The organism is Burkholderia sp. RF7-non_BP4 (assembly GCF_001521935.1).
GTDB classification, from domain to species: Bacteria; Pseudomonadota; Gammaproteobacteria; order Burkholderiales; family Burkholderiaceae; genus Burkholderia; species Burkholderia diffusa.
In genome coordinates this window covers 32,312-47,174 of sequence record NZ_LOTA01000004.1, presented here as the reverse complement: position 1 = coordinate 47,174, position 14,863 = coordinate 32,312, and the positions used below count along the sequence as shown (strand labels likewise).

Below are 14,863 nucleotides of genomic sequence, written 5' to 3'. Positions count from 1 at the left end.
CGTCGTGCCCGGCCCTGTCAGGCGGACGGCTCGTCGATCGCGGGCAGCGACACCGTCACCGCGGTGCCGACACCCACTTCGCTGTCGACCGTCACGCTGCCGCCGTGGCGCGTGACGACCGTCTTCACGAATGCCATGCCGAGCCCCGAGCCCGAGATTTCGGGCCGCTCGCCCGCATGGAATCGCTTGAAACGCTCGAACAGATGCCGCTGATCTTCCGGCGAGATGCCGTACCCCTGATCGCGAATCGTACAGAACATCCGCTTCGATGCATGCTCGACCGTCAGCGTACACGTGATCACCGTGTCGGACGGACTGTATTTGACCGCATTGTTCAGCAGGTTGACGAACGCACGCGTGATCAGCGAGCGGTCGGCACGCGCCCAGCACATGTCGGTGCCGACGTCGGTCTCGATGCGGATGCGCTTCGCCTGCGCCTGCGGCCACACTTCGTCGCTCGCGTCGATCAGCACGTCGACGAGGCTGGTCGGTTCGAGCTGGTACGCCTGCGACTCCGCGCGCGCCAGCTGCACGAACTCGTCGGCGAGCGACAGCGCACGGTGCGCATACCGCTCGATCCGCGCGAGCAGCCCGCGCATCGCGTCGGTTTCGACGCGATCGCGCTCGATCTCGACAAGCGCAAGGATCGACGACTGCGGCGAGCGCATGTCGTGCGACAGCAGGTGCAGCGCCTCCTCGCGCTGCCGCTCGGCCGCGTGCAGCTCGGTTACGTCGACGAGGCCGGCGATCCAGCCCGTCACATGGCCCTGCGCATTCGTACACGGGGCGTAGCGTAACAGATGGTCGAGCCCGTCGCGATCGCGCACCTCGATGCCGCGCGCCATCGCTTCGTCTTCGGCCCCGAGCGTCGGGTCAAGCGCGGCCGGCCAGTGTTCGCGGATCGTCACGTCGTGTTCGGCGTTGCCGTCGACGGTCTTCATGAAGGTCAACTCGCCGAGCGCGGCGCGCAGCGGCCGCCCTTCCGGCAGCGGCAGCGCGAGGCGCGCCCCGTAGCGCTTCGCCGCATGGTTCGCGATCAGCACGGTCCCGGCCAGGTCGGTGACGAAGATCGGCTCCGGCATGCTGTCGAGGCTGTCCCACACGAAGCGCTTCATGTCCTGCACGCGTTGCGCGGCCTGCGCCATCAGCGCTATCTGCCGTTCGAGCACGTCGCCGCCGACGCTGCGCGTGCGCGGTGCCTCGGGCAGCAGGTGCGGCTCGTCGGCCAGCCGCTGCAGCTCACGGCGCAGGTGCGACATCGTCATTTCCAGGCGCCGCCAGTTCCAGATCGGGTACACGGCGATCAGCCCGAAGATCGCCGGCGCGGGCGACAGCCACACGCGCGCCTCGAACAGCAGCGCCAGGCTCGCGACGACGGACAGCGCGGCCAGGCTCAGCGTCAGCAGCAGCGCGCGCCACGGTGACAGCATCAGGAAACCGCCCAGCAGCACGGCGAGCGGCAGCAGCGATGCGGCGAAGAGCCAGTCACGAGGCGCGGGCAGGATCGCGCTGCCGGTGGCCAGCATGTCGAGGACGTTCGCATGAATGTACACGCCGGCGAGCGGGCCGAAGTCCCCCGACACCGGGGTCGCGAAGCGGTCGAAGAGGCCCGATGCGGTCACGCCGACGACGACGATCTTGCCGCGCAGCGCGTCGGGTTTCACGCGCCCTTCGAGCACGTCGTCGAACGACACCGTCGGATAGGCGGGCGTATTGCGGCTGAACGGGATCAGGTAGCGGCCCTCGCCGTTCGCGTCGCGCGACAGGTCGTGCGCATTCGCCCCGGGCACACCGCCGACCGGATGCAGCCGGCCGGCCTGGATCGCACGATAGACGGGCACCATCAGTTGCGGCCAGCGCACGCGTCCGTCGCTTTCGAACAGCGCGACGCTGCGCACGATGCCGTCGGGATCGACTTCGAGATTGATGTGGCCGAGCCCCATCGTGCGTGCCGAGAGCTCCGCCACCGGCGGATCGACGGTGCGCGTGCCGTCCGCCTGCTCGGGGCTCAGCAAGACGGGCAGGAAGGTCGGCACACGGGTCATTGCGTCCGCGAACGCGCGATCCTCCGGCGACGGCTCGGTAAACAGCACGTCGTAGACGACCGCGGCCGGCTGCGCACGCGCCAGCGTGTCGAGCAGCCGCGCGTGCACGCTGCGCGGCCACGGCCAGCGGCCGAGTGCGGACACGCTCTGGTTGTCGATGTCGACGACGACGACATCGGGCGACAACGGCAGGCTGCGCAGCATCAGCAGCCGGTCGTAGATGAGCCCGTCGACGCTCGACGAGAACCGGCCGAACGCGCATGCGAGGATCACCGCGATCCCGAGGCAGCCGATCGCGATCCACTCGATGAGGAAGCGGCGGCCGAGGCGCCGCCGCGGGGAAACGGAGTCGGTTTTCATGCGCCGCGGGTCAGCGCGACAACGTGAACGCGCTGACCGGACTCGTCTTCTGATAGAACTTGCCGCCTTCGAACTCCTCGACCGTCACCGCCCAGTAGTAGTCGCCGGGCGGCAGGTGCGCGACCGTGATCCGGTGCGCCTGCAGGCCCATCTGGTCGACCACCGGCGCGCTCAGGTCCTTCGAGCGCGACAACACGAAGCGATAACGCGCATCCTTGCTCGCGCCATTCGGCGACCAGCGGAACTCATAGCCGTTCGGGCCGGGCGACGCGGTCGCGTCGAGCCCCATCAGGCGCCGCTCGAACGCGTAAATGTGCGGCATGCCCTCGAGGCCGTTGTCGTCGATCGCGGCAATCCGGACGAAGTACGTACCGTTCGGCACCTCGCGGAACACCGCGCGCGACGAGACGGTGCGCGTTTCGCTGAACAGCTCCAGCATGCCCGCGTCGCGCGCGAGTTGCAGGTGATAGGCGTGCGCATGCTCGAGCGGCGCGATGTCGAACGTGAGGTCGGGCTCGTCCTGCACCTTGTCGGGATGCGTGAGCGCGGGCGCCGGCAGCAGTTGCACCGGTGCGCCGACCGCGCCGGACGACGTCGAGACGCTGCCGAAGTTCGCATGCACGAGCGTCGGATCGGCCGATTGCTGCTTGCCCGCGACGCCGACGGTGCCGTCGAGCACCTCGACGCGCGTCGCCGCGTTGCCGGCGGCGTCGTAGTTCACGCGGAAGCGCGTGCCGCGCACACCGGCCACGACCGACGGCGAGCGGATCTGGAAGCGGTCGTCGCGTTTCTTCAGGTGCGTGACCTCGCTGTCGACCGAGCCGCGCGTGAGTTCGAATACGCGATCGAGCGCGCCGGTCAGCACGGTGCGGCGCAAGGTCTTCAGGTCGAGCTGACTGTCGGGCGGCAGGCTCATGTGCGTGCCGTCGGCCAGTTCGAGCGTCAGGAAGCCGTTCGCGCCGGTGCGCACGCGGTCGCCCTCGGTGAGCGTCGCATCGCTCGCGAGCGGCGCGTACGCGTTGCCGGACGCGCGCTCGGCCGTGCCCTGCACCGCGACGACGCGCGCGGTCAGCTTTTCCTTGCGCAGACGCGCGACGGGCAACTTCAGCGCGATGCCCGGCTGCAGGCGCTTCGGCGCGGGCACGCCGTTGATCTGCTGCAGCAGTTGCCAGTCGTCCGAGCCCTGCAGGTAGCGCGCGGCGACGTCGTACAGCGTGTCGCCGGCCTGCGTGCGGTAGACGACCGTCTTGCCCACGGCAGCAGGCGGCTGCGCGACGGCCTGCTGTGCCGCGAACGCGAACGCGACCGCGCACGCCGCATGCAGTGCCGCCGTGCGCAAGCGCGCCGTGCGCTGCGTGATTCGCTGGGTCACTCCGGTTCTCCCTGGCCGACCCGCTCGAGCCGGTAGCCGTAGCCGTAGATCGGCGCGAGGCGATAGCCGTTTTCCGGCCGCAGGCCGAGCTTCGTGCGCAGCATCGATATGTGCGTGTCCATCGTGCGCGACGGAATGTCGGTCGCCTGCTTCCACACGAGATCGAGAATATGCGCGCGCGACAGCGGTCGATCGAGGTGCTGGAACAGCAGCAGCGCGAGTTCGAATTCCTTCTGCGTGAGGCTCACGGCCTTGTCGCCGACGTACGCCTGCTTCAGGTTCACGTCGAAGCGGAACTGGTCGAACTCGCGAACGGTCGCCTCAGCGTTGACCGGATACGCGCGGCGCAGCAGCGAGCCGATGCGCGCGCGCAGGATCGGGCCCGACACGGGCTTGACCACGTAATCGTCGGCGCCGGCATTGAGGATCTGCGTAATCCCCGCCTCGTCGTCGCGGCTCGTCATGAAGATGATCGGCAGGCTGTGCTCGGTCTGGTTCGCGCGCACCCACTTGAGCACTTCCTCGCCGGACATGTCCGGCACGTTCCAGTCGAGCACGAGCAGATCGAACGTCTCGCGCTGCAGACGCTTCTTCAGGGCCTTGCCTTCCTTGAACGCATAGCATGTGTGGCCAGCGGCCGTCAGCGTTTGACTGACGAAATCCGTCTGGGCCGGATCGTCATCCAGTACAGCAATTCTCATAGCACCCCGCAAATCGAAAACGATTCGTCCAGTTCAGCTCCCCGCGCTCACCCCGCGCAGCATGCGCGCGGCCTTCGACACCGGCCGGCGAGCCGTCGTTTGCCGAGCGCGCGACCTGCGCGGCACGGCCGCCCCGGGAAAATATCTCAAAAACGGGGCACGGACGAACCGGCGATTTCATCATAGTAGTATGAAATTCGCCAAGAAATTGCGCGGACTACGGTCCTTTATTCGAATAATCCTTCCCGTCGCGCGATTGCGCGCCTAGTCGGAGCCCGCCTTGCCGGCCTTCGGCTCGGCCAGATCGTCGGTCGACAGTCGCCGCAGCCGCGCGACCGGGAACGCCTCCGGCCGCCCCAGCATCCGCTCCAGCTGGCCGCGCACGCGCTCCCACGCCGGCGCCGCATAGTCGGGCTGGCTCGCCGCCCACGTCTGCGCGAGATCGAACACGCGCTCGATCGTTGCGCCGCAATACGTGAGGCCCGCGCCGTCGTCCTGCGCGGCGCCGCGCAGCCGTTCGTCGAGCGATTCGGCCAGCCACGGCATCTCGGCCGCCGCCGAATCGGCATATGCCTCCAGCGCGGCACGCGCGTGGCGATCCCGTTGCGGGTCGAGCTCGATCCGGCTCAACCCCGCCGCGCGTGCGGGCGCGATGCATTCCGCTGCGGACGGACTTCGAATGGTCCCTGGTCTGAAGGACATGTCCTCTCCCCGTTTGTACGACGGTAGCGTCAGGCATGGCCCCCGTGCCAACCTCGTATGACGTACCGTGGCCGGCGCATCCATCCGAGACGGACGACCGGCCGGGTCAGTATACGCAGCCGGCCGTGCGACGAGGTTTAAGAATTGTCAGAGGTGTCAGAGGCGCGGCCGGACCGCAACGGGCGCTGCCCGTGCGGTTGCCGCAAGCGGCGCGTGATGCGGGCCGTCAGCGGCGGCGCATCAGGAACACGAACGTCTTGTCCTGAGTCGTCACTTCGACGATCTCGTTGCCCGTCTGCTTCGCGAACGCGGCGAAATCGCGCTGCGAGCCCGGATCGGTCGCGAGCACCTTGAGGATCTGCCCGCTCTCCATATCGGCGAGCGCTTTCTTGGCGCGCAGGATCGGCAACGGGCAATTGAGCCCGCGCGCATCCACTTCCTTGTGAATCTGCATCGGCTGTCGACCTTCGAATGACGCGCCACACGGGCGCGGGAGGAAGCGGCGATTTTACCGCAGCGCGGCCACCCCTGCCCGCGCGGCCGGAGCCCGGCCATGCGACGCGGCGCGCCCGCCCTCGCCCGTCAGGCGCCCGTGAAACCGCCCGCGAGCCGCTCGCGCAGGTGCCTCACGAGCGCGCGCACCGCGCTCGGCACGACCGGGCTGTACGGCCGGATCGCGAAGATGTGCTCGCCGAACGCGCCCGACGGTCGCCAGCCGTCGAGCAGCGCGACGAGCCGGCCGGCGTCGAGATCGCGCCGCGCGCTGAAATCCGGCAGCAGCGCGATGCCGAGCCCGCCGAGCGCGGCCTCGCGCATCGCCTCGCTGTTGTTCGCCGCGAAGCTGCCGCGCACGGGCACGCTCACGCGCTGGCGCCGGCGGCCGTCCGGCTCGAAGCTCCACGCCGCCGGTTCGTTGTCGCGCAGGTAGCACAGGCAGCTGTGGTCGACGAGCTCGCTCGGGTGGCGCGGCGTGCCGCGCGCGTCGAGGTAGTCCCGGCTCGCGACCAGCAACGAACGCGTGTCGCACAGCTTCCACGCGACGTGGGTTTGCGGCGCCGTCGTCGTATGGCGGATCGCGAGGTCGAAACCCTCCTGCGTCAGCGAATGCAGCCGGTCGGACAGGTCGAGTTCGATATGCACGCCCGGATGCTGCCGCAGAAAATCGGGCAAGTGCGGCACGACCTGCTGGCGCCCCAGCGCGACGGGCGCCGTCAAGCGCAGCAGCCCGCGCGGCTCGCCGGCCAGGTCCTTCACGCGCGCGAAGTGCTGGCCGATCGATTCGAACGCGTCGCGGGTGCTGTCGACCAGCGTCTGCCCCGCGTCGGTGAGCCGCACGCTGCGCGTCGTGCGTCGCACCAGCGGCACGCCGGCCGCCTTCTCGAGATCGGCGATGCGCTGGCTCATCGCGGCCTTGCTGATGCCGAGCCGCTGCGCGGCGGCGGTGAAACTGCCTGCCGCCGCCAGCACCGTCAGCGAATGGATGTGCGGCCAGAGCGCCTGGACATTTTGCTGATTCATTCGCCGATTATTCAGAATTCTGAACAGTGAATCAAGCTGCGCGGCCTTCTCCCGCCCCGCCGCTTTGCCTAGACTAGGTTCCGTCCACCCCCATCTCAGGAGACACGATGAACCCGGTTCCCGCCTACACGTCCGACGCCGACGTCGGCCACTACGTCGACGGCGCGCCCGTTGCCGGCCGCAGCGGCCGCTTCCAGGACGTCCTCAATCCGGCGCTCGGCCGCGCGGTGCGCCGCGTCGCGCTCGCCGGCGACGACGAGGTGCAGCAGGCCGTCGCATCCGCCCACGCCGCATTCCCGGTCTGGGCCGCCACGCCGCCGATCCGCCGCGCACGCGTGCTGCACCGCTTCCTGCAGCTGATGAACGAACACCGCGACGCGCTCGCGGCGATCATCACGGCCGAGCACGGCAAGGTGTTCTCCGACGCGCAGGGCGAGGTCGCGCGCGGCATCGACATCATCGAATTCGCATGCGGCGTGCCGCAACTGCTGAAGGGCGACTTCACCGATCAGGTCAGCACCGGCATCGACAACTGGACGATGCGCCAGCCGCTCGGCGTCGTCGCCGGGATCACGCCGTTCAACTTCCCGTGCATGGTGCCGTGCTGGATGTTCCCGGTTGCGCTCGCGACGGGCAACACGTTCGTGCTGAAGCCGAGCGAACGCGACCCGTCGGCGGCGCTGTTCATGGCCGACCTGCTCACGCAGGCCGGCCTGCCCGCCGGCGTGTTCAACGTCGTGCAGGGTGACAAGGGCGCGGTCGACGCGCTGCTCGACCATCCGGACGTGCAGGCCGTCAGCTTCGTCGGCTCGACGCCGATCGCGGCTTACGTGCAGCAGCGCGCGGTGCAGTCGGGCAAGCGCGTGCAGGCGCTCGGCGGCGCGAAGAACCACCTCGTCGTGATGCCCGACGCGAACATCGAGCAGGCGGTCGACGCGCTGATCGGCGCCGCGTACGGCTCGGCGGGCGAACGCTGCATGGCGATCAGCGTCGCGGTGCTGGTCGGCGACGTGGCCGACAAGATCGTGCCGGCGGTCGCCGAGCGCGCGCGCAAGCTGGTGATCGGCGACGGGATGTCGCCGGAAGTCGAGATGGGCCCGATCGTCACCGGCGAAGCGCTCAAGCGTATCGAAGGCTATATCGAGCAAGGCGTCAGCGAAGGCGCGCAACTCGTGGTCGACGGGCGCGGGCTGCGCGTGCCGGGCCGCGAGGCGGGCTTCTTCACCGGCGGCACGCTGTTCGACCATGTGACGCCCGACATGCGCATCTACAAGGAAGAAATCTTCGGGCCCGTGCTCGGCTGCGTGCGCGTGAAGGACTTCGGCGAAGCGGTCGACCTGATCAACGCGCACGAGTTCGGCAACGGCGTGTCGTGCTTCACGAGCGACGGCGGCATCGCGCGCGAATTCGCGCGGCGCATCCAGGTCGGCATGGTCGGCATCAACGTGCCGATCCCGGTGCCGATGGCATGGCACGGCTTCGGCGGCTGGAAGAAGAGCCTGTTCGGCGACATGCATGCATACGGCGAGGAAGGCGTGCGCTTCTACACGCGCCAGAAGTCGGTGATGCAGCGCTGGGCGTCGAGCATCGGCAAGGGCGCGGAATTCGCGATGCCGACCGCGAAGTAAGCGCGATGCACATGCCGCCCGCCGGATGTGCCCGCGGGCGGCACGCATGCGCAAGGCCGGCGTCAGCCGGCCTTCGTGTCGTGGCCGCCGTCGGCGGTCGGCAGGTACGACAGCTCGAGCCGATAGGCGAGCGCCACGAACAGGCTCTGCGCGAGGCCCATCGTCGCGGTCAGCGCACGGAACCCGAACGTCGCGCTGTCCTGCACCATCAGCGTCACCTCGGCCTCCCGCGCCAGCGGGCTCATCCGGCTGTCGGTGATCGCGATCAGGCGCGCGCCGCGCTGCACGGCCTGCTGCGCGACCTGCACCGTCTCGTCCGCATACGGCATGAACGAGATCACGATCATCACGTCGCCTTCGCGCACCGACCGGATCTGCCCGAGATGCATGCTGCCGAGCGCGCTGAACAGGCCGATGCGCTTGTCGGTGTGCTGCAGCGCGTAGTCGAGATAGACGGCGATCGGAAACGCGCGGCGCGAGCCGGCGATCCAGATCGCCTGCGTGTCGGCGAGCAGGTCGACGGCCTGCGCGAGCGCCTGCGGGTCGAGCGTCTGCCGCAACTGCTGCATCCCGGCAATGCTGCCCTTGATGAATTCGTCGGCAATCTGCTCGGGTTGCAGGCTCGACGAGCCCGATTCGATCACGTCGCGCAATCGCAGGTTGTACGCGCGGCCCGGCGCGATCTGCTGGGCCAGGCCCTCGCGGAACAATCGCTGCATCTCGGAGAAGCCGGAAAAGCCGAAATGCTTCGCGAACCGCACGACGGCCGACGGCTGGACCCCGCACGCCTCCGCGAGCGACTGGATGCCTTCCAGGCCAAGCTGGTCCCGATGCGTTTCCACGTGACGCGCGATCACCTTCAGGCGATTGCTGAGGCCGTCGTACTCCTGCGTCAGATGCTGCAGGAACTGCTCGACGGTGGCGGGAGGTTTCTCGGATGAACTCATCGGATAGCGCGAAGTTGACGGCCCCGATGCGCGCGCGATACCGACGCACGCCGCCCGGGACTCACCTGTACACATGCATGAAGGGCGAATTTAATCACGTTTGCGGCACGGACCGCGCCGCACGCTCGCTCCCACGCGCTCGATCATCACCTGCACACGCTCCACGGCGGTAATGGAAACGATTTTCCAACGCGCTCGCCGTGCCGTAAAGATTAGGGCGTCTACCGACGCGGACGCCGACACCGGCCGCCGCTGGCCGATGTCGCGCATCGGCCGTCCATGGCTCAACGATAGTCGACCCACACGCCGCCCGCATCGGCGGACCGCACGCAGTTCTCGACCCAGCGCACGCCTTCGACGCCCGCGTGGACGTCCGGAAAGCGGATCTGCTTCAATGCCTGCGCGTCGCCGCGGTCGGCCGCGTCCATCGCGAGCGCGAAGCGCGCATACAGGTTCGACCACGCTTCGAACAGCCCTTCCGGATGCCCGGCGCCGATGCGGTCCTCGCGCAAGGCGTGCGGATGCAGATAGCCCATTCCGCGATCGAGCACCTGCGCGGGTTGCCCCTGGATTTCGTAGCGCAACTGGTTCGGATGTTCGTCCCACCATTCGACGCTCGCCTTCGAGCCGATCACGCGCACCTTCTGCCCGTGCATCGAGCCCGCGTTCACCGCGCTCGACCAGACGTAGCCGATCGCGCCCGTGTCGTATTCCATGATCGTGAACGCGTTGTCCTCGAGCGGCGCGCGGCTCTTCACGAAGCTTTGCCGCGAGCACATCAGACGGCGGATCTTCAGCTCGGGCGCCATCACTTCCGAGATGTACAGCGGATGCGTGCCGATGTCGCCGAGCACGTAGCTCGGGCCCGCGAATTTCGGGTCGACGCGCCAGCGGGCGGCCGCGCTCGCGGCCTCGACGCCCTCGCTGTGGAAGCCGTGCGCGAACTGCATCTGCACGATGCGGATCTCGCCGAGATCGCCGCGCGCGATCATCTCGCGCGCCTGCTCGATCATCTGGTGACCTGAATAACCGTACGCGACGCCGACGATGCGATTCTTCTCGACCGACAGCCGCTGCAGCGTCTCGGCCTCCTCGGTCGTGAAGCAGAGCGGCTTCTCGCAAACCACATGAAGCCCCGCGTTCAGCGCCGCGCGGCAAATTTCGAAGTGCGTATTGTTCGGCGTCGCGATGGACACCGCGCGAATGCCGTCGGCGCGCTTCGCCTCGGCCTCGAACATCGTCCGGTAGTCGGAATAGCAGCGCTCGGCGTCGACGCCGAGCTTCACGCCGAACTGCCGGCCGCGCTCGGCCTCGATGTCGAATGCGCCTGCGACCAGCCTGAAACTGCCGTCGCGCAATGCGGCCGACCGGTGGCTATAGCCGATCTGGCTGCCGAGCCCGCCGCCGACCATGCCCCAGGGAATCGAATGTCCGAGCAGAATCTGTCCGTCGATCATGATTGTCGTGTTCCTGTCCGTGTTCAGTGTTCAGAATGTCTGGGCCGACGGCCGATTACGCGAAACCGGCCGACGCGAGAAACGCGCGGCTCGCCGCGACGTCGCGCAGGCTCGTGCCGGCATTGCGCGGATCGCGCTCCTGTTCGATCGTGATGTAGCCCGCATAGCCGATGTCGTCGAGCGCGCGACGGATCGCGCGGTAGTCGAGCACGCCGTTGCCGATCGGGCACATCACGCCGCGCGCGCACGCCGCGAAGAATGCGATGTGTTCGCCCATCACCGCGTGGTACACGGCCGCGTCGATATCCTTGAAATGCACATAGTCGAGCCGCCCCGCGTGACGGCGCAGCCACGTCTCGGGATCCATCCCCGAGTAGTACAGGTGCCCGGTGTCGAGACAGAGGCCCGCCGTATCGGCGGCGATGTCGGCGACGATCCGGTCGATCTCGTCCGCGAACTCGATGTAGCCGCCCGCATGCGGATGGATCACCGCGCGCACGCCGAATTCGTCGCGCGCGATCGTCGCGATCTCGCGAATGTGGTCGACCATGCGTGCCCAGCGTTCGTCGGACAGGCGCGGCGCACGATCGGCATGGCCGGCCGCGTAGTCGCGTTCGTCGTGCCCCCAGTCCATCACGACCAGATACGGCGCCGCATGGCGCTGACCCGGCTGCGTCGGCAGCTTCGGCAAGCGCGAGATGAGCGCGCAAATCTCGCGCGTCTGGCGCAGCAGGTTCGGCAGGTTCTCCGGCGACACCAGGTCGTCGAAGATCGTGCCGGCGGTGATGCTCAAGCGCTGCCGTTCGAGCTCGGCGCTCACCACGTCGAGCTCGAACGGGATGTAGCCGTACGGGCCGAGCTCGATGCCCGAATAGCCGGCCTCCGCAGCTTCGGCGAGCACGCGCCGCCACGGCGGCAGGTGCGGGTTCTTCACATCGTCGACACCCCAGCAGCAGGGCGCGCAGCCAATCTTCATCGTCATGTCGGTCGGTTCATCAGGAAAGCGGCGCGCGGCCGCGAGCGTGGCCGCATGAACACGCGGCCCGGTATCAGCTTGTTCAGCCGGTTCAGCCGCGATAAAACGCAGGGCGTTCGGCCATCGCGATCGGCTCGACCGCCCCGCTCTGCTGCGCGCGCACGCACGCATCGGCCGCGACCGCCGCCGCATAGCCGTCCCATGCGGACGGGCCGGTCAGCGCCCCCTGCCGCACGCCGTCGATGAACGCCTGAAGCTCGACGTCGTACGACGCGATGAAGCGCTCTTTCCAGTCGGTCATGATCTCGACCGACTGCCGCGCCGCATGCTTGAGCCCGACCGCGGGCGGATCGGGCAGCTTCGCGATGCCGTTCTCGCCGACCACCTCGCACTGGATGTCATAGCCGTACTGGCAGTTGACGAAGATCTCGACGTCGATGCGCACGCCGCTCGCGGTTTCGAGCAGCACGATTTGCGGATCGGCGAGATGCGCGCTCGCATGACGCGTCTTCTTCGGGTAGACGACCTGCGCGCTCGTGTAGTCCTCGCCGAGCAGCCAGCGCAGCACGTCGAGTTCGTGGATCAGCGTGTCGGTGATCGCCATGTCGGTCGTATAGCGCTCGCCGACCGACTGGTTGCGGTGCGCGCAATGCAGCATCAGCGGCGCGCCGATCTCGCCGCCGTCGATCACGCGCTTCAGCGCGCGATAGCCTTCGTCGTACGGCCGCATGAAGCCGACCTGCACGAGCCGCTTGCCGTGCGCGACCTCGGCCTCGACGATGCGCATGCAGCCGTCGGCCGTCACCGCGAGCGGCTTCTCGCAGAACACCGGCTTGCCGTGCGCGATCGCGTCGAGCACGAACGCTTCGTGCGTCGGCCCCCACGACGTGACGAGCACGGCCTGCACGTCGGCGGCCGCGACCACCTCGTGGCCGTCGCCGTAGATTTCCGCGTCGAGCCCGTACTTCGTCACCGCGTCGCGCGCCTGCTGCGGATCGATGTCGTTGACGGCCACCACGCGCGCGCCGGACAGCGTGCGTGTGAGCCTGCGGATATGGTCCTGGCCGATCGCGCCGCAGCCGATCACGCCGATTTGCAAGGTCATCCGGATATCTCCAGTCTGTCGTTCATCAACGGCACGGCCCGCGCCGCGCCGGTCAGCAATGGTTCCAGGCGGGTCAGCGCGCGGTCGCCCGATCGAAATGGCGCTCGACGTAGCGCTGGATCGTGTCGCGCATGTAGCGCGACGACGCTTCGGCGCGGTCCTCCCACGCGAACACGCACGACGACATCACGCCGTCGAAGCCGACGCTGCCGAGTGCGCGGAAAAACACGTCCCAGTCGATCTCGCCCTGCCCGATGTCGAGATGCTGGTGCACGCGGATCTGGTTCGAGCCCGGCGGGTTCACGATGTAGCGTAGCTGGCTGCTCTTGCGGTGATCGAAGGTGTCGGCCACGCGCACGTGCGCGAGGATCGGCGCGGCGGCCGCGATCATCGCCGCCATGTCGTCGCCGTAGTAGAACGTGTGCGGCGCGATGTACGACAGTTTCAGCGACGGCGAGCCGATGTTCGTGACGATGTCGATCGCCGGCTGCAGCTGCTCGATCCAGTCCTCCGGATGCGGCTCGACCGACAGCACGATGCGTTCGCGCTCGAGGATCGGCAGCAGCTCGTCCATCGAACGGAACCACGCGGCTTCGCACAGCTCCTTCGGGTTCGCGCCCGGCCGTTCGCCGACCGAGCGCTCCGGCGACGCGCCGCGCCCGAATTCGGACACCATCAGCGGGCATTCCATCTCGAGCGCGACCTCGATCGCCTTCTTCCAGCAGCGCACGGCCCACTGCCGCTCGTCGTCGAACGGGCTGGCCCAGCGATACATCGGCTGCAGCGACGCGAGGCCCACGCCGCTTGCGCGCAATGCATGCCGGAACGCGGCCATGCGCTCGCGCGTCGCGCGCGGCATCACCCACCAGTCGAGAAAGTCGCTGCGCGGCGACAGCTCGATCTGGTCGTAGCCGAGCTCGGCGACGGCATGCGGCAGCCGGTCGAGCGGCAGGTGGCGAATCATGTAGGGATCCAGAGCGATCTTCATCTTCTTCCCGGAAGGTTGAACATTCGGCCGTGGCGAATCAGCGCCGCGACTTCTTGTTGCGATACTGGTCGGCGATCACGGCCGCGACGATGATCGCGCCCTTGACCATTTCCTGGTAATACGCGTCGATCCGGATGAACGTGAAGCCCGACGTCATCACGCCGAGGATCAGCACGCCGATCACGGTGCCCGTCACGCGCCCGAGACCGCCCGACAGCGACGTGCCGCCGATCACGACGGCCGCGATCGCGTCGAGCTCGTACATCACGCCCATGCCCGACTGGCCGGAGATCGCACGCGCGGCCGTCACGGTGCCCGCGATTCCGCTCAGCAAGCCCGCGATCGCATAGACGAACACCAGGTGGCGCGTCACGTTGATGCCCGACACGACGGCCGCGTGGCGGTTCGCGCCGATCGCGTACGTGTACTTGCCGAAGCGCGTGTAGCGCAGCACGACGTGGAAGATCGCCGCCACCACGACGAAGATGATCACCGGGTTCGCGCCCGCGCCGATCGCCGCGAACTGATCGGTCAGCATCGACACCGGCATCCCGTTGGTGAACCACTTCGCGAAGCCGCGCGCGGCAACCATCGTGCCGAGCGTCGCGATGAACGGCGGGATCCCCGTCAGCGCGATCAGCGAGCCGTTCAGGAGGCCGACCAGCAGGCCGACGCACACGCCGGCCAGCACCGGCCAGATGACCGGCAGGTCGGTCAGGTGCGGGAACACCGCGCGCGGAAAATCGGATACCTGTGCGAGGCTGGCCGACACGACGGCCGCCGCCGCGACGACCGACCCCGACGACAGGTCGATCCCGCTGGTGATGATCACGAGGTTCACGCCGACCGCGATGATGCCGATCACGGCCATCTGCAACACGATGATCTCGAGCCGCTCCGCGTTGAACAGGAAGCTCTGGCCGACGACGAGCCAGCCGATCACCTCGAAGAACAGGCTGATGCCCACCAGCACGAGGAAGATGCTCAGTTCGGGCGGCCACTTCGCGTGCCGCGTCTTGATCGTCATGGACTGCGCGTCCGCGACCGGGTTCAGGTTGCCCATT

At 68.2% G+C, this 14,863-nt stretch carries 13 protein-coding genes; 1 reads left to right on the top strand and 12 read right to left on the bottom strand.

Annotation, left to right across the window (positions count from 1 at the left end):
- Positions 1-17: 17 nt before the first annotated feature.
- From WS49_RS02365 to WS49_RS02340, 6 genes are all read right to left on the bottom strand, one after another.
- The gene (locus tag WS49_RS02365; RefSeq protein WP_059524123.1) at positions 18-2,405 is read right to left on the bottom strand and encodes a CHASE2 domain-containing protein; all 2,388 of its coding nucleotides are present in this window, start codon (positions 2,403-2,405) and stop codon (positions 18-20) included.
- Between the two features lie 10 nt (positions 2,406-2,415).
- Positions 2,416-3,777 (bottom strand): FecR family protein, encoded by a 1,362-nt coding sequence (locus WS49_RS02360; protein WP_059524122.1) that lies wholly within the window; start codon positions 3,775-3,777, stop codon positions 2,416-2,418.
- On the bottom strand, positions 3,774-4,478 hold the full coding sequence (locus WS49_RS02355) for a response regulator transcription factor (RefSeq protein WP_006402120.1): 705 nt from the start codon (positions 4,476-4,478) through the stop codon (positions 3,774-3,776). Before WS49_RS02355 ends, WS49_RS02360 begins: the two co-directional genes overlap by 4 nt.
- A 264-nt stretch (positions 4,479-4,742) precedes the next feature.
- Entirely contained in the window at positions 4,743-5,180 is a 438-nt protein-coding gene (locus WS49_RS02350; protein ID WP_059524120.1) for a hypothetical protein, read from the bottom strand.
- A 226-nt stretch (positions 5,181-5,406) separates the two neighbouring features.
- Positions 5,407-5,634 (bottom strand): sulfurtransferase TusA family protein, encoded by a 228-nt coding sequence (locus WS49_RS02345; protein WP_006753156.1) that lies wholly within the window; start codon positions 5,632-5,634, stop codon positions 5,407-5,409.
- A gap of 128 nt (positions 5,635-5,762) precedes the next feature.
- Complete coding sequence (locus WS49_RS02340; protein WP_059524118.1) at positions 5,763-6,698, bottom strand: LysR family transcriptional regulator; 936 nt, start codon at positions 6,696-6,698, stop codon at positions 5,763-5,765.
- A gap of 107 nt (positions 6,699-6,805) precedes the next feature.
- On the opposite strand from WS49_RS02340, the gene WS49_RS02335 reads away from it, so the two are divergent.
- Positions 6,806-8,326 (top strand): CoA-acylating methylmalonate-semialdehyde dehydrogenase, encoded by a 1,521-nt coding sequence (locus tag WS49_RS02335; RefSeq protein ID WP_059524116.1) that lies wholly within the window; start codon positions 6,806-6,808, stop codon positions 8,324-8,326.
- Between the two features lie 62 nt (positions 8,327-8,388).
- On the opposite strand, the gene WS49_RS02330 is transcribed toward WS49_RS02335, so the two are convergent.
- The 6 genes from WS49_RS02330 to WS49_RS02300 all read right to left on the bottom strand — a co-directional run bounded on the left by WS49_RS02330 (position 8,389) and on the right by WS49_RS02300 (position 14,862).
- Positions 8,389-9,273, bottom strand: coding sequence for a MurR/RpiR family transcriptional regulator (locus WS49_RS02330; protein ID WP_059524114.1), 885 nt, complete (start codon positions 9,271-9,273; stop codon positions 8,389-8,391).
- A 284-nt stretch (positions 9,274-9,557) separates the two neighbouring features.
- Entirely contained in the window at positions 9,558-10,730 is a 1,173-nt protein-coding gene (locus tag WS49_RS02320) for a Gfo/Idh/MocA family protein (RefSeq protein WP_059524110.1), read from the bottom strand.
- Positions 10,731-10,785: 55 nt separating this feature from the next.
- Positions 10,786-11,712 (bottom strand): TIM barrel protein, encoded by a 927-nt coding sequence (locus WS49_RS02315; RefSeq protein WP_059524108.1) that lies wholly within the window; start codon positions 11,710-11,712, stop codon positions 10,786-10,788.
- An 85-nt stretch (positions 11,713-11,797) separates the two neighbouring features.
- Positions 11,798-12,811 (bottom strand): Gfo/Idh/MocA family protein, encoded by a 1,014-nt coding sequence (locus WS49_RS02310; RefSeq protein WP_059524106.1) that lies wholly within the window; start codon positions 12,809-12,811, stop codon positions 11,798-11,800.
- Between the two features lie 73 nt (positions 12,812-12,884).
- Entirely contained in the window at positions 12,885-13,799 is a 915-nt protein-coding gene (locus WS49_RS02305) for a sugar phosphate isomerase/epimerase family protein (protein WP_059524104.1), read from the bottom strand.
- Between the two features lie 37 nt (positions 13,800-13,836).
- Complete coding sequence (locus WS49_RS02300; protein WP_040143986.1) at positions 13,837-14,862, bottom strand: ABC transporter permease; 1,026 nt, start codon at positions 14,860-14,862, stop codon at positions 13,837-13,839.
- Position 14,863: the final 1 nt, after the last annotated feature.

Coding starts and splice junctions, on each gene's coding strand:
- WS49_RS02365 (WP_059524123.1), bottom strand. CDS start 2,405: ATGAAAACCGACTCCGTTTCCCCGCGGCGGCGCCTCGGCCGCCGCTTC.
- WS49_RS02355 (WP_006402120.1), bottom strand. CDS start 4,478: ATGAGAATTGCTGTACTGGATGACGATCCGGCCCAGACGGATTTCGTC.
- WS49_RS02350 (WP_059524120.1), bottom strand. CDS start 5,180: ATGTCCTTCAGACCAGGGACCATTCGAAGTCCGTCCGCAGCGGAATGC.
- WS49_RS02345 (WP_006753156.1), bottom strand. CDS start 5,634: ATGCAGATTCACAAGGAAGTGGATGCGCGCGGGCTCAATTGCCCGTTG.
- WS49_RS02340 (WP_059524118.1), bottom strand. CDS start 6,698: ATGAATCAGCAAAATGTCCAGGCGCTCTGGCCGCACATCCATTCGCTG.
- WS49_RS02335 (WP_059524116.1), top strand. CDS start 6,806: ATGAACCCGGTTCCCGCCTACACGTCCGACGCCGACGTCGGCCACTAC.
- WS49_RS02330 (WP_059524114.1), bottom strand. CDS start 9,273: ATGAGTTCATCCGAGAAACCTCCCGCCACCGTCGAGCAGTTCCTGCAG.
- WS49_RS02320 (WP_059524110.1), bottom strand. CDS start 10,730: ATGATCGACGGACAGATTCTGCTCGGACATTCGATTCCCTGGGGCATG.
- WS49_RS02315 (WP_059524108.1), bottom strand. CDS start 11,712: ATGACGATGAAGATTGGCTGCGCGCCCTGCTGCTGGGGTGTCGACGAT.
- WS49_RS02310 (WP_059524106.1), bottom strand. CDS start 12,811: ATGACCTTGCAAATCGGCGTGATCGGCTGCGGCGCGATCGGCCAGGAC.
- WS49_RS02305 (WP_059524104.1), bottom strand. CDS start 13,799: ATGAAGATCGCTCTGGATCCCTACATGATTCGCCACCTGCCGCTCGAC.
- WS49_RS02300 (WP_040143986.1), bottom strand. CDS start 14,862: ATGGGCAACCTGAACCCGGTCGCGGACGCGCAGTCCATGACGATCAAG.